This window comes from Sphingomonas antarctica (genome assembly GCF_965137005.1).
GTDB lineage: Bacteria > Pseudomonadota > Alphaproteobacteria > Sphingomonadales > Sphingomonadaceae > Sphingomonas_O > Sphingomonas_O antarctica.
The window spans coordinates 44,946-59,432 of sequence record NZ_CBCRXM010000015.1; the positions used below are offsets into that span (position 1 = coordinate 44,946).

The 14,487-nt window shown below is 59.9% G+C and carries 9 protein-coding genes; 4 read left to right on the plus strand and 5 right to left on the minus strand.

Annotation, left to right across the window (positions count from 1 at the left end; genetic code table 11):
* The first annotated feature begins 136 nt into the window (after positions 1 to 136).
* Complete coding sequence (locus tag ACM9ME_RS13280) at positions 137 to 3,484, plus strand: TonB-dependent receptor domain-containing protein (protein ID WP_415643938.1); 3,348 nt, start codon at positions 137 to 139, stop codon at positions 3,482 to 3,484.
* Between the two features lie 841 nt (positions 3,485 to 4,325).
* Here the strand turns inward: ACM9ME_RS13280 and ACM9ME_RS13285 are convergent.
* The 3 genes from ACM9ME_RS13285 to ACM9ME_RS13295 all read right to left on the minus strand — a co-directional run bounded on the left by ACM9ME_RS13285 (position 4,326) and on the right by ACM9ME_RS13295 (position 6,476).
* On the minus strand, positions 4,326 to 4,847 hold the full coding sequence (locus tag ACM9ME_RS13285) for a hypothetical protein (protein WP_415643939.1): 522 nt from the start codon (positions 4,845 to 4,847) through the stop codon (positions 4,326 to 4,328).
* A gap of 91 nt (positions 4,848 to 4,938) precedes the next feature.
* Positions 4,939 to 5,499, minus strand: a complete 561-nt coding sequence (locus ACM9ME_RS13290) for a cysteine hydrolase family protein (RefSeq protein ID WP_415643940.1) — start codon at positions 5,497 to 5,499, stop codon at positions 4,939 to 4,941.
* Between the two features lie 23 nt (positions 5,500 to 5,522).
* Positions 5,523 to 6,476: a LysR family transcriptional regulator gene (locus tag ACM9ME_RS13295; protein WP_415643942.1), complete on the minus strand. Its 954-nt coding sequence runs from the start codon at positions 6,474 to 6,476 to the stop codon at positions 5,523 to 5,525.
* Between the two features lie 138 nt (positions 6,477 to 6,614).
* Here ACM9ME_RS13295 and ACM9ME_RS13300 point away from each other — a divergent pair, with 138 nt between their 5' ends.
* The 3 genes from ACM9ME_RS13300 (at position 6,615) to ACM9ME_RS13310 (ending at position 12,282) form a co-directional block, all read left to right on the plus strand.
* Positions 6,615 to 9,560, plus strand: a complete 2,946-nt coding sequence (locus tag ACM9ME_RS13300) for a TonB-dependent receptor domain-containing protein (protein WP_415643980.1) — start codon at positions 6,615 to 6,617, stop codon at positions 9,558 to 9,560.
* A gap of 138 nt (positions 9,561 to 9,698) precedes the next feature.
* Positions 9,699 to 11,114 (plus strand): hypothetical protein, encoded by a 1,416-nt coding sequence (locus tag ACM9ME_RS13305; protein ID WP_415643943.1) that lies wholly within the window; start codon positions 9,699 to 9,701, stop codon positions 11,112 to 11,114.
* Positions 11,115 to 11,217: 103 nt separating this feature from the next.
* On the plus strand, positions 11,218 to 12,282 hold the full coding sequence (locus tag ACM9ME_RS13310; RefSeq protein ID WP_415643944.1) for a hypothetical protein: 1,065 nt from the start codon (positions 11,218 to 11,220) through the stop codon (positions 12,280 to 12,282).
* 173 nt (positions 12,283 to 12,455) lie between these two features.
* Here the strand turns inward: ACM9ME_RS13310 and ACM9ME_RS13315 are convergent, their stop codons facing one another.
* Positions 12,456 to 13,574, minus strand: coding sequence for a tyrosine-type recombinase/integrase (locus ACM9ME_RS13315; protein ID WP_415643945.1), 1,119 nt, complete (start codon positions 13,572 to 13,574; stop codon positions 12,456 to 12,458).
* Between the two features lie 349 nt (positions 13,575 to 13,923).
* A complete protein-coding gene (locus ACM9ME_RS13320; protein WP_415643946.1) occupies positions 13,924 to 14,361 on the minus strand; it encodes an MAPEG family protein in 438 nt (145 codons plus the stop codon).
* Positions 14,362 to 14,487: the final 126 nt, after the last annotated feature.

Below are 14,487 nucleotides of genomic sequence, written 5' to 3' on the forward strand. Positions count from 1 at the left end.
GACTAAAACGTCACACCGTGATCTAGAAAAGCGGCGGAGGCGAGCTAAGCTTGGTATCCTGACAGCACGTATTTTTGAGAATTCATAATCAGCCCCTTCCGAGCGACATCGCTCTGCAATTTAAGGGGCCGGCTTTATGAAACTCACCCTGCGCAATGCGCTACTTGCTTCAACTATTTTCGCAGGATTGGTCCCGAGCGCCGCCTATGCGCAGACGAATGCCGAAGGTAACGCCACGGCGGCCAGCCCGACGGCCGATGCCGCCGCGACCGCCGACGAAGGCCAGACCATCGTCGTGACCGGCTCGCTGCTGTCGAACCCCAATCTGGCGCAGACGCAGCCGGTGAACGTGACGACGGCTGAGACGATCAACCTTCGTCAGAACAACGTGGCAGAAGAAGTCCTGCGCGACATTCCGGGCATCGTTCCCGACGTCGGCTCGGCCGTGAACAACGGCAACGGCGGCGCCTCGAACGTCAACCTTCGCGGCCTCGGCTCGAACCGCAACCTGGTTCTGATCGATGGCAACCGCATCGTTCCCTCCGACATTGTTGGCGTGTTCGACTTGAACAACATTCCGCTGGCGCTGGTCGAGCGCGTCGACGCGCTGACCGGTGGTGCTTCGACCACCTACGGTGCGGACGCCATCGCGGGCGTCGTCAACTTCGTGACCAAGAAGAACTTCTCGGGTCTCGAAGCGTCGATCGGTGAGCAGATCACCGAGCGCGGCGACGGCAACTATTTGCGCGCCGACGTCACCGTCGGTGCGAACTTCGACGACGGTCGCGGCAACGCGGTGTTCTCGATCGGCTATCAGGAGTCGGACCCAGTTTATCAGGGCGACCGCAACTTCTCGCGCGACTCGATCGACTCGTTCTCGGGTACGCTGGGTGGCTCGGGCACGGCAGTTCCGTCGCGCATCACCGGCACGCGTCCGCTCGTGAATGGTGTTCCGAGCACAATTCCAGAAGCAACCTTTGGCGGTTTCGACGCGCAGGGGAATCCGATCTATATCGACAACACGCCAACAAATGGCGGTCCCGGACGAGCCAATAACGGCACCGTCTTCATCAACCCGACTGCAGGCACGACTGGCGCGGGTTCGCTGTTCAACTTCAATCCGTACAATGTGTTCCAAACGCCGTTTAAACGTTACAACATGTACGGCGCGGCCAACTATCAGGTCTCGGACGCGATCGAAGTTTACACTCGCGGGCTCTTCTCGAAGAACCAGGTGTCGACGATCATCGCGCCGTCGGGTGCTTTCGGCATCGCGGCGAACATCAATCTCAATAACCCGTATCTGCCGGCTGGTTTGCGCTCGCAATTCTGCGCGTTCGACGTCAACCCGCGTCCGGACATCTACACTGCGCGTTTCACGCCGGCTGAATGCGCCGCTGCGGCGACGGCTACCGGTCCAGGCGACCCAACCTACCGTGTCGTCGGTGCAGGCGGCTTCGTTCCGTTCGACGTGAACAACGACGGTACTATTTCGGCTGGTGAAGGCTACAACCCCAACCCGCAATTTTCGCTCAGCCGTCGTGACGTAGAACTCGGGCCGCGCAAGAGTGACTTTGCCACCACGCTGTTCGACTATCGTCTCGGCTTCAAGGGCGCGATCACCAGCACGATCAACTGGGACGTCTCGGGCGGTTACGGTGAATCCGAGAACCGTCAGCGCATCACGGGCTACACGCTAAATTCGCGTTTTCGCCAGGCGCTGCTCGCGAACAACACCACAACGTGTCAGGACACGACCAACGCGTGCGTCCCCGTCAATGTGTTCGGACCGCAAGGTTCAATCACGACGGCGCAGAATACATTTTTGAACGCTGAATCCTCGACGTTCCTGAAGACCACGCTGGCTCAGGCTCGTGCTGTTATCAGCGGCGACTTTGGTGTGGCGAGCCCGTTTGCTTCGGACGCGATCAGCTTCGCGGTTGGTGGTGAATATCGCAAATACACGGGCCAGCGCCGCTCAGACGCAACGTCGAAGAGCGGTGATTTGGGCGGTGCCGGCGGCGCGACCCCGGACGTCGATGGCTCGTACGACGTGTACGAAGCGATCGGCGAAGTGGCGATCCCGCTGGTGCAGGACAAGCCGTTCTTCAACAGCCTGTCGGTTGAAGGCGGCGTACGCTACTCGCACTACACCGTCGGCACGCCGACCCAGCCGAAGTTCAACACCACGACGTGGAAGGTCGGCGGTGCGTGGGAGCCGGTTCGCGACATCAAGTTCCGCGGCAACTATTCGCATGCGGTTCGTGCGCCGAACATCGGTGAGTTATCATTGCCGCAATCGACGGGATTGGTCTCGCTCGGCACCGATCCTTGCGCCTCGCTTACTGCCGCTGGGGTGCGCACCTCGGCAGCGCCGACCGGCGCCCTCCAGGCGGTCTGTATCGCCCAGGGTGCGACGGCTGGTAACATTGGCTCCATTCAGGCGCCAACCGCTGGACAGGCCAACATTACGAGCGGCGGTAACCCGCTCCTGAAGCCTGAAAAGTCGGACAGCTACACCTTTGGTGTGGTGCTTCAGCCGAGCTTCCTGTCGGGCTTCAGCGCAACCGTCGATTACTATCACATCAAGGTGAAGGACGCGATCACGACGCCGACCACGGCTGACCTGATTCAGTCCTGCTTCGGTGGTGCGACGGCGGCCAACGGTGGTGCCGGCCTTCCGGCCGGGGCGGCTACCAACACGGCATGTACCCAAATCCGTCGTAACACGCTGACCGGCGGGCTCGATGGCGATCCGTCGATCAGCCCCGGCCTGTTTGGTGCGCTCACCAACCAGGGTCAGTTGAAGACCGACGGTATCGATGTGGCGTTGAACTATCGCACGCCGCTCGCCTTCATGGACTTCCTGTCGGAAGGCACGAAGCTGAACCTGAGCTTCACCGGGAACTACACCTTCTCGTCGAACTTCAAGGCGAACCAGAACAGCGCGACGTCGTATGATCGTGATTGCACCGGGCTCTACTCAACGAACTGCGGCGGCATTCAGCCGAAGTTCCAGTGGACCCAGCGTACCACGCTGACGTTCGGTGACGTCGACGTGTCGCTCCAGTGGCGCCACATCTCGAAGGTTAAGTATGAAGGCACCGAGAGCGATTTCATCGCTCGTGGCTTTACCTTGAAAAACCACTGCCTGTTCCCGTACCTCAACGGTCCGACGAGCACGACCTGCCCGACCAATACGGCTTTGCTGAACACGCCGGTTGGATATCAGGGCTTTACAACTGGCAAGCAGTACAACTTCAATTACATCAAGGCGTATGATTACTTTGATCTGTCGCTGCGTTTCGGCCTGACCAAGAACCTGGACGTGACCATGGTTGCCCAGAATCTGTTTGACCGCCAACCCCCGTTGATCGGAGCGAATTTTGCTGGTTCGACCGCGTTCAACAGCGGCAACACCTTCCCGTCGACCTATGACTCGCTGGGCCGCAAGTATTCGGTGGGTGCGCGCCTCAAGTTCTGATTGCGCAAATCAACTAAAAAAAGCGGGGCGGGTTTTGGGCCCGCCCCCGCTCCCCGCATCGATACTTGGGTTTCCGCCGACCGATCGTGCCGGCTAACGTGAACGTCAACATAAGTAAAATCATCGAACCCAGTTCCAGTATCAAATACTGCTTTTAACTTTACGGATCAAAGCGGATATGGCGGTTGACGGTTTGAGCTGGCGCGAAATTGCGTTCGTCGCGGCTGGCACAATAACAATCATCACCGCCTGCATCCACGGATCGCTTCTCGATCCCCTGATCATCCGGCCGATTCAACGATCAAGACCGCAGGGCATGCGAGGGTCTGCTTGGGCCCTTGTACGCCCTATCATGCACGTAAGCACGATAGACTGGTTCGTCGGCGGGCTGGCGCTTATCGCAACCGGCCTGCTCCTTGACAGCCGTGAGCGTGTTGCGGTGGGCGCACTAGTAAGCGCGCAGCTTCTCTACGCCGCAGTGTGCAACGCATGGGCAACCCGTTTCCGTCATCCTGGTTGGGTACTTATGGCGACGGCAATCATACTCGTATTGAGTACGATGATCGCGGTTTAGACCGTGCGGCCGAATTAGATGTGCCATGAGGCTCCGTTAGGTCAAGTGCGCCGTTTGTGTTCTCGGATGGACTGCAACGCTAAGTTCCATCCGGTTCATACCGATCACACTGCGCTAAAAACCGAGCAAATTTCTCATCCCCCTGCGCGATTTAATCCGCGTAGATGGACGCGCCTGAGGTCAACTTTTGCGCTGACAAACCGGGTTTTTTGATCAGTCCGGAAGCGTCCCCTCGGCCTTTTGTTAGCGCATCTGAGATTGATGCGATCAGGGTACACGCTTCCGAAACAGCACATCGAATGCCGGCTGCCACGTCTTGCCCTTATCTTTCGACAAGACGGCCGATTCACGGACGCCGTCGCCTTGGCGCCGCCAGGTGATGCGCTGCTGCACGGTGTGACCATCGACCAGATGGACATCTCCAGCGAGCTCGACGGCGCCCTTCGCGAACTCGCCATAAATCACCATGATCGAGCCGCGATTGGTCACCCAAGTCTGTTGCCACTGTTGCCGCACAGGATCGAAACTCAAAATGCTGTCGCCAATCAGACCGTCATTCTGTTCATATAGTTCGTGAATGGCGCAGCCTTGCGCAACGGGGGTGATCCGAGCGCGTGCTTCGGCCGGGCGGCCTGTCGCCTCGGCATCAAAACTATCCCAGTCGCCGATCCAGAAATCGAATTGGTGGAATTCAGCGGCGCCGCAGCGCGGATAGCCATTGGTCGCTTCGGCATGCGTAACGATCGGCAGCGAACAAAGACCAAAAGCGAACGCCCATTTTAACCGCATTAATTCCTCCGCACCACCCCGCGAGGCATTGGCCAGGTTTGCTGGCAACTCCAAAAGGCCGATAAGGTTATCGGATATTCCGATGACATAATCAGCTGACTGCGGCGACTTTGCAGTTAGTAATCACCCAATCGGTGGTTACGATTTGCGCGAACTCTTCGTGCAGATCGCTAAGCGCAGCCTGATGGACCTGTTCGGCAGGGCGGTTCTTGCCGTCCAGTGCCGCTCGGTCGAACGTGGCCGTAGCATCAGAGACCACAAGGGTCTCAAAACCGAGATTGCCCGCCATGCGCGCAGTCGTCGAAACGCAGTGATTGGTCGTCAAGCCCACAATCACCAACGCCGAGACACCGCGGGCGCGGAGGTCCGCTTCGAGCGTCGTACCGATGAAGGCGCTGTTGACGTCCTTCTTGTAGATCAGCTCCCCGTCCACCGGTTTGGCTTCTGGCTTGGCTATGTGACCTGCCTGCCCGCTGCGTAGCCGCCCGGCGGGATGCGGCGAATCGTGGTGGATGTGAATGACGGGCGCGCTCATTTCGCGCCAGATGGCGATCAAACGAGCAATATGCACTTCGGCCTGAGGATTGTTGCGCGGGCCCCAGGCAGGATCGTCGAAACCGCGCTGAACATCGATTACTAGCAGGGCGGGCATACCGCCATGTCGTTGCTGATGCACTAATTCGCCCCCTTTGCGTGCCTGATGCTTTGTCCGCGACGGGGCGAATTGGCCGATGTGGCGGCAGTGGTTATTTCATCGAACAGATTCTGCAACGGCAGCAGCCAAGGCGGCGGATGACTGGTTGTCAGGAACAAGGCGATCGGCGGCATGGGGTCCTTTGGCGTGATCTGACGCAGTGTGCCGGCACGAAGCTCTTCGCGCACCGCATAGCTTGCCACAACTCCCACGGCGTCGCCGCCCAATACGCCTCGCTTCACGCCTTCAATGCTTCCCGCTGACCTGATTTCGGGTCCCGTCCCCGAACCGTCGCCAAGCCACTTTCGCAGAAGATCGCTGAAATTGCCCGCCGAGTCGCCCAGCAAAATGCCGTGTTCGCGCAGTACCTCACGAGACGCCACGCCGTTGGCCAACGGATGGCCGGGAGCAACCACCAGATCAAGTTCGGCGGGAGACAGTAACTGGGTCATTTCGCGATTGCGACCCTGGCCCGGTTCGATGGTCTCGAGGGTTATGGCTGCGTCCAGTTCGAACCTTTGTATGCGCTGGCGCATATTCTCGCACAAACCGATCGATACCTGCACATCGACCCGGGGCCACCGTTGGCGAAACGCGCCTAAAGGCTCGGGTAACAAGAACGAGCTGATCGACTCAACAGTACCCAAGCGAATTACGCCGGCACTTTGACCGGATAGCGCCGCGCCGGCGGCTTCCGACGCTGCAATCAACGCATGGGCGTGCGGCATAAGAGCGATCGCTGCCGGCGTGAGCGCAGCTTCACGGCCAGACCTTCGCAAAGTGAGCGCCGCTCCGACCACTCTTTCGAGCGACGCCAGCGTTTCTGAAACGGTCGATTGCGCAATGCCGAGGTCGCGAGCTGCTGCCGCGACGCCGCCTGCGCGCTCGACGGCCGCCAAAACGCGACATTGCCTCACCTCAATATCTTTACTCATGACCCATCGCCTTTGCCGATAAGTTCATCGTCGTTTTGGAGCAGCTTGGACGGCGGGGCAAGGCCCGAGATCAAGTGTTCCGAACGGTTCAGAGAACACCAGAAGGGGTATAAGATGATCAAGCTTTCGAGCGTAAAAATGCGCACCTCGCTTTGTGCAACCACCGCGGTTCTGGCGCTCTCCACCGGCCTGTCTACTGGGGCGAGCGCTCAGGCGAGCGCAGGCGCCCCCGTCGCGACAGCGCCTGACGCTGCAGCTGCCGAGGAAGGCCAGACCATCGTCGTGACCGGCTCGCTGCTGTCGAACCCCAATCTGGCGCAGACGCAGCCGGTGAACGTGACGACGGCTGAGACGATCAACCTTCGCCAGAACAACGTGGCAGAAGAAGTCCTGCGCGACATTCCGGGTATCGTTCCCAATGTCGGTTCGGCGGTTAACAACGGCAACGGCGGCGCGTCGAACGTCGATTTGCGTGGCCTCGGTTCCAATCGCAATCTCGTTCTGATCGATGGTAACCGGGTTGTTCCAGGCAGCTTGGCCGGCGTGTTCGACTTGAACAACATTCCGCTGGCGCTGGTCGAGCGTGTCGACGCGCTGACCGGTGGTGCTTCGACCACCTACGGTGCGGACGCCATCGCGGGCGTCGTCAACTTCGTGACCAAGACGAACTTCTCGGGTCTCGAAGCGTCGATCGGTGAGCAGATCACCGAGCGCGGCGACGGCAACTATCTGCGCGCCGACGTGACGATCGGTGCCAATTTCGACGACGGTCGCGGCAACGCGGTATTCTCGATCGGCTATCAGGAGTCTGACCCCGTCTATCAGGGCGACCGCAACTTCTCGCGCGACTCGATCGACTCTTTCTCGGGTACGTTGGGTGGCTCGGGCACGTCAGTTCCGTCGCGTTTCTCAGGCACCCGGCCGCGCATAGGCGCGACGGCGGCACCGAATACGACGCCGCAATATACCCAGACCGGTGTGACCGCAAACGACACACCGGTCCTGACGCTAACCCCCGGCGGTGCAGCCAATGGCGGCGTGCGTCAGATCGACCCGGTGACGGGCGGTACCAGCACCGCAACTGCGTTCTTCAACTTCAACCCGTATAATGTCTTCCAGACGCCGTTCAAACGCTACAACATGTACGGTGCCGCGAACTACCAGGTGTCTGACGCGATCGAAATTTATACTCGCGGCTTATTCTCAAAGAACAATGTGAAGACGATCATCGCTCCGTCGGGTGCGTTCGGCACCGCGGACATCATCAACCTCAACAACCCATATCTGCCGGCAACACTGCGCAACCAGTTCTGTGCATTCAACACCGCGCCGAACGTCAGCGGTGTCGATGCCGAAGGCAACGCGGTTTCTGGGCAGACCGCTTACACGCCCCGCTTTACGGCTGCGGAGTGCGCCGCTGCCGCGACAGCGACGGGCCCAACCGATCCCAGTTACCGCACCGTTACGGTTACCCTGAACCGTCGCCTCGTTGAGGGTGGGCCGCGGATCAGCGATTTCGGGACGACCCTGTTTGACTATCGCCTCGGTCTTAAGGGCGCGATCACTAGCACGATCAACTGGGATGTTTCGGGCGCCTATGGCGAATCCGAAAACCGCCAGCGCATCCAAGGATTTTCGCTGAACTCGCGCTTCCAGCAGGCGTTGCTCGCGAACAATACGACAACTTGCCAAAATACGGCGAACTTCTGCGTGCCTGTTAACGTGTTCGGCCCGCAGGGGTCGATCACGCCAGCCATGCAGGCGTTCCTCACTTCCGAGTCATCGACCTCGCTGGTCACCACCCTTGCTCAGGCGCGCGCCGTAATCAATGGCGATTTTGGGGTGACCAGCCCGTTTGCCGAAGACGCGATCAACTTCGCGTTCGGCGGCGAATATCGCAAATATACCGCCCAGGCGCGCTCGGATGCCTTATCGAAATCGGGCGATCTGGGCGGTGCTGGCGGTGCGACTCCAGATATTGATGGCTCGTATGACGTTTACGAAGCGATCGGCGAACTGGCGATCCCGTTGGTGCAGGACAAGCCGTTCTTTGACAATTTGTCGGTCGAAGCCGGGGTCCGTTACTCGCATTATACGGTGGGCGCGCCGACCAAGCCGAAATTCAACACAACGACCTATAAGTTCGGCGGCAGCTGGCAGCCGGTGCGCGACATCAAGTTCCGCGGCAATTTTTCGCATGCGGTGCGTGCGCCGAACATCGGCGAATTGTTCACGCCGGTCACTACGGTTCTCACCTCGCTCGGCTCGGACCCTTGTGCCGGGCTGGCACCGACGACCAACGCGAATCTGCGGGCAGTGTGTATTGCCCAAGGCGCGCCTGCAGGAACGATCGGTTCAATCACCAATCCGACGGCGGGTCAGGCGAACATCACGACGGGCGGCAACCCGCTGCTGAAACCGGAAAAGTCGGACAGCTACAGCTTCGGTGTCGTGTTCCAGCCGACCTTCCTGTCGGGCTTCAGCGCAACGGTGGATTATTTCCACATCAAGGTGAAGGACGCGATCACAACCCCGACTAACGCCGATTTGCTCGCTGCCTGCTTCGGTGCGCCGGTCAACCCAACGGCGGCGGCGGCAACCTCCACGCCGTGTACGCAAATTCGGCGGAATCCGCTCACCGGTACGCTCGATGGCGACCCGGCGATCACCAGGGGATTGTTTGGAGCTTTGACTAATCAGGGCAAGCTGCTGACCGACGGCATCGACGTTGCGCTAAATTATCGTACGCCGCTGCCGTTCATGGATTTCCTCAGTCAGGACACCAAGCTGAGCCTAAGCTTTGTTGGAAATTATACCTTTTCGACCAAGTTTAAGGCGATCTCGAATAGCGCGTCTTCATACGACCGTGACTGCGTCGGGCTCTATTCCACCAACTGCGGCAATGTGCAGCCGAAATTCCAATGGACCCAGCGCACGACGCTAACGTTTGGTGATGTCGACGTGTCGCTCCAATGGCGTCACATCGACAGGCTCCGCTACGAGGGGACCGAAAGCGATTTCATCGCCCGCGGTTTCACCTTGGCGAACCACTGCCTGTTTCCGTATGGCGCGCGTCAAGGTTGATACCGATCGACAACTGGTCTCGGTTGTGTAGATTTCCGCTGAGAAGTGACCCGGGAGGGGCATAAGTTTCCATCGAGATTTGACCCATGTTTGAACCCGCCCCTGGCTGACCGGTCGGGGGTATGAGGAGTGATCAACATGGATTTACTGAGTGTAATTCGTCGCTGGCGTTTTCGGCAGAAGATGCCGATCCGGGAGATCGAGCGGCGGAGCGGATTGTCGCGCAACACGATCCGCAAGTATCTGCGCGCCGATACAGTTGAACCGCAGTTCAAGGTTCCCGACCGGCCGAGCAAGCTGGACGCGTTCGCCGAGAAGCTGTCAGGTTGGTTGCGGATCGAGGCTGGCAAGTCGCGCAAGCAGAAGCGCACGGCCAAGCAGATGCACGCCGACCTCGTCGCTCTCGGCTTCGATGGATCTTATAGCCGGGTCGCGGCCTTCGTGCGGACCTGGAAAGCCGAGCGGCAGAGTGACCAGCAGACGAGTGGGCGCGGCACGTTTGTGCCGCTGGTGTTCGGGGCCGGCGAGGCGTTCCAGTTCGACTGGAGCGAAGATTGGGCCGTTCTGGGTGGTGAGCGCGTCAAGTTGCAGGCAGCGCACACCAACCTTCCCGATATCGCAGCTCTTACCACGGCATTGGAGGCGGCCGACACCGCGCTTGCGCGGACCGAAGGCGCTCAAGATAGCGCGCTCGCCGCTCTCCGGCGTGCCGAGGAGGACGAGGCGCCGCTTGCCATCGCCGAGGCGGGGGCCGGGAGCGATCACTCCAATGCTACGGGTCAAATCACAGCGATCGAAAGCCGGCCGGAATTTCCAAGCCTGGCGGAGGATCTCACGCGTACTCGCGAACAGAGGGCGGAAGCGGCTGTAAAGCTGGAGGAGGCAACGCGGGACGCAACCGCCCACGATCCTTCTGCGATCATGCGGAAGATCGAGACAGTCGATGCGCGGGGTAGGGCGGCAGGAGAGGCCCGGACGAAGCTGGAGATGGAGATTGCCCGGTTTGAGGGGACAATCGAGAGTGAGGGTGGCAAGGGTCACGCCGACCGCGACGCAGGCGCCCGCGAGGAAGCTGAGGCCGCGCGCACGGCATTGCAACGCGTAGCCGAAGAGGCGGAAATGCTGAAGCTGTTGCGCGAAACTCTCGATGAGGCACGCGACGAGACGTCGGCTAAGTTCGTCGGCCCGGTGGCGAAGCGCGCGAAACGGCACATCGAGCGGCTTTTGCCTGGGTGCGACTTATCCTTCTCCGAGGATCTTATGCTCGATGCGGTCGTGCGGGGCGGGATCAGCGAAGGATGCGGGGATCTGTCGCGTGGCACCCAGGAACAGCTGGCAGTTCTGACCCGGATCGCATTCGCGGATATGCTTCTCGAGCAGGGACGGCCGGTTTCGCTGATACTGGATGATCCGCTCGTATACGCTGACGATGCCAGGCTCGATCTAATGGTCGAGATATTGAGCGAGACCGCAGAGCGAATGCAGGTCATCCTGCTAACGTGCCGAGACAGGGCATTCAGACATGTCCCGGGCAATCGGGTGTCGATAGGCTGAGGACAAGAATCGCATCCGGCGGATAGCGTGCGCTCATGCGCGACAACACCAACCGGTCTCTGGTTGCCGCTGGATGAAAGCCGGGGGTCACGTCAGCACCAGTATGCGCCCAATCCTAGCACCAGCCAACCCGAAGCAGCTCCCGAAAGATGGCGGCACACGCGTAGAGGTCAAACTGAAGAAAGACCCCAGCAAGCGCGGTGGTCTGCTCTTTCCAGGCATCTACGGCGGCCAAATCTCCCTGGAGCGGTTGGTCGCCGCCGTGGCGCCGACCCTGAATGTCGAGATCGTCGTGCGCGCGACAGACGTCCCGACACCGATCGCTAAACCTGGCGACTGGATGCTAATGTCGGAGGACGCCATCGTCGGTCGGCTCAATCCGCAACGAAAGCTGTCTGAAGACAAGGAAGGTGAGCGGAGCTTTATCCGGCCTCTTACCGATTCAGCGGGTCAGGTCGTTGGTCGAGCATTTATCGCGCCCGATCGCTACACTTGGCAGGCGGACGGCGGCTGGGTCACAGTTTCTGGCCTTCGAGCGAACCAGCTTCGAAACGTTCAAGGCGTTCTTCTCGGCGAAGCCGATACTGCATCTCGCGATGTTGCCACCCCATTGGCCGATGCCGCCGCGCTAGCCGCCTGGGCGACAGAACAGGCCAACATAGTTGCAAGCCACGTTCTCGATGATGAAAGGCAGGCTAAGACCGCTGAGATCGTGCTGGAATTTGGTGGTGACCCGGGCGACTTGAAAATTATCAAATGGGGCGCCGATTGGTTGTCGAGAGACGAATTCGTCAGCCGCCTCCAGATGTCCCGCCGTCTTCTGATAAATTTTGACGGCGAATTTAGCTATGACGAGGATGCCGATGATATTCACCCGAAAGAATTTCGGCAGTACTTCCGCCAGTCCGATGGCGTTGCCTATACGCTGAAGTTTGACGGCGCGGTGCTCAAAGGCAGCTCGGGTTCGTGGCCTAAGACGAGCAATCGGCCGGAAAATTGGGCGGACTCGAACGTGGCCACGCTCCTACGATCGTTGATCTCCGATGTGTGGGGCGACTTAGTCGATCACACGGGTGAATTCGGAATAGTTGGAACCGTTCACTCCGATGAAATTCACCGGGAGGTGCAAGTTTACACGGTCACCGAGCTTGATGCCGATGCTTTTTGAAACCGGCAGTCCGACTGACCTGGGTGAACGGTTTAAAATCCCGGTGCTGCCCAATGCAAGATTCGTACCGCTAAGCCATTGATTTAACATAAGATATATTATCGGCTTAGTCTATTTGTTCATTATTATAAACGCGAAGGAAGCCATTTAAGGCCCTTATCCTTTGGCCAAGGTTATAAAAAACCCTCGCCGGCATGCTCGCGAAACCGCTCATGATCCCGCACATATTCCGCCACCATTTCCAGAGAAGAATGTCGGCTGTGCTCCTTCATCTTGAACAAATTGGCATTCTGGCGGCCGGCCTCGGTCAGGAAGCCCGCGCGGAGCGAGTGGCCCGAGAACAGCTCGGGCGAGTAGCCCGCGGCGACCGCAGCCGCCTTTACCACCAACGCCACGCCTTGGGCGCTCAAAGGCTTGTCGGTTAGCCGGCCCTGTGGAGTCAGTTTGCGGAACACCGGCCCGCTTGTGATGCCTGCCTGCTCCAGCCAGGCGCGGTAATGCCTCACCGGCTCAAGCCTGCGGCCATCGGGTATCGCGACGGTGTGGCCCTTGCCCTCCTGGTCGGTTTTCGAGGTCACGATGCGGATTAGCAGCCCGCGGCTGTCCTCGCTGACGCGCCCTACCGTGATCGCCACAAGCTCGGAACGCCGGAACGCGCCAGCCATACCGATCGCGAGAAGTGCGCGGTCGCGGTAGCTGCGCAGATCCTCGCCGACGATCGCCCGCACCATGTCGCGCAGCACGTCCCCGTCGGCGGGGCGCTTCTTGCCGGGCAACTCGCCGCGCTTATCTTTACGTATCCCGCGCATCGCGCGCTCGAGACGAGCCGCGTCAGGCTGCGAAGTCGGTGGTTCTACGTCAGCGGCCCGGTGTGCGAACACGATTGCGGCGAGTCGCCGCCCAATCGTTGCGCGGCCGAGCGGCACCGGTTCTTTGCGTGGCAGCACCGTGCCGCGCTTCGTACGGCGGAGTTCCTGGGGACTGAACCCGCTCTCGGCGAGCAGCGTAAGGAACGCGGCGACCGTGGCCGGCGTCGCGGGAAGCGGACGATAACCGCTCTCTTGGCACCAAGCGCAGAACAACCGCCAGTCCGACTTGTAGGCGCGCAGGGTCGCGTCGGCGGACGCCCGGCGGACATAGTCGTCGACGCGCTCGCGATCGTGGGGCGCAAGCTGCGGGAGATAGGGTTCGAGCGACTGGACCTGATCAACGACGACCAGCGCGTCAGCCACGATCGCGTCCAGACTCGCGCGGTCGACACGAGCCGCATCATCGATGTCATCATCGGGCAAGCCGACCTCCTACGCCGCACGTTCATCCAACCGGCCGGTGAGTGAGACCGCCCGGAATCCATGAAAGGGGCTAACCGATCACCGGAATCTGCACCAGCATGTAATTAGCGGGAATCAGCGTTATCGCTAAATAGTGAGGGGGGTGAAGCGACGATCGTGACGTATTGGCGCCTCGCCGATTCTCTCTGTCTTTAGTTCATGACCGCTTTGATACCGCCCATCCCGCCGATCCGGCGTCAGGGCGGACCCTCGTTGCAATTCCCAGTGAGGACGCCAAGCTAACCAACGGACTAATAGCGCTCAATTGGCCGAGCGCGAGCGCGCCGCCCGTCAGTTTTCCTCCAGCAAACTAAGCAACAGCCGCGATCGCGGCTCGTACAATCATGGTTGCGAGCGCGAGCCATGAAAGCATGTAAAGCGTCGCCCTGACGCTAACGATGTTCATCGTAGCTTGTACGATCGAGTGCAGGACGCGGCATGCCAAAAACAGCCACGCGCACAAGGCATGCAGGGGATCTGCCAGTCCAACGACGACGATGGCGAGCGAGATCGCATAAAAAATTGTCGGGGTTTCAAACAGGTGGCGGAAATTATCCGCGATCCGCGTGACGGTCGAAGGCAATCGCGACCGCAGGACGTCTGTATGCGCCGCGTCCTGAAGCGTTAAACCTTCGGCCTTCATAGCTGGCAGGCGCGCCACGGACATCCACAGCATCATTGCAAGCGTCAAAACGCCCATGCCGAAAATGGCACCAATCATGGAATGCGCAGCGGAGTTCAACGGCATTGCTGTTTGTCCTTTGCACGCACCTCTGGGCATCTCTGGTCGCCCGGGACGACGGCGATGCAATACTGCCGTGAGCTTCCCAAATCACCCATCTGCATCGAAATTTACTGGCATGAGGCAGCGAAT

What these genes read in the sequence shown, in the direction of transcription:
- ACM9ME_RS13280 (WP_415643938.1), top strand. Translation starts at nt 137, where the DNA reads ATGAAACTCACCCTGCGCAATGCGCTACTTGCTTCAACTATTTTCGCA.
- ACM9ME_RS13285 (WP_415643939.1), bottom strand. Translation starts at nt 4,847, where the DNA reads ATGCGGTTAAAATGGGCGTTCGCTTTTGGTCTTTGTTCGCTGCCGATC.
- ACM9ME_RS13290 (WP_415643940.1), bottom strand. Translation starts at nt 5,499, where the DNA reads ATGCCCGCCCTGCTAGTAATCGATGTTCAGCGCGGTTTCGACGATCCT.
- ACM9ME_RS13295 (WP_415643942.1), bottom strand. Translation starts at nt 6,476, where the DNA reads ATGAGTAAAGATATTGAGGTGAGGCAATGTCGCGTTTTGGCGGCCGTC.
- ACM9ME_RS13300 (WP_415643980.1), top strand. Translation starts at nt 6,615, where the DNA reads ATGCGCACCTCGCTTTGTGCAACCACCGCGGTTCTGGCGCTCTCCACC.
- ACM9ME_RS13305 (WP_415643943.1), top strand. Translation starts at nt 9,699, where the DNA reads ATGGATTTACTGAGTGTAATTCGTCGCTGGCGTTTTCGGCAGAAGATG.
- ACM9ME_RS13310 (WP_415643944.1), top strand. Translation starts at nt 11,218, where the DNA reads ATGCGCCCAATCCTAGCACCAGCCAACCCGAAGCAGCTCCCGAAAGAT.
- ACM9ME_RS13320 (WP_415643946.1), bottom strand. Translation starts at nt 14,361, where the DNA reads ATGCCGTTGAACTCCGCTGCGCATTCCATGATTGGTGCCATTTTCGGC.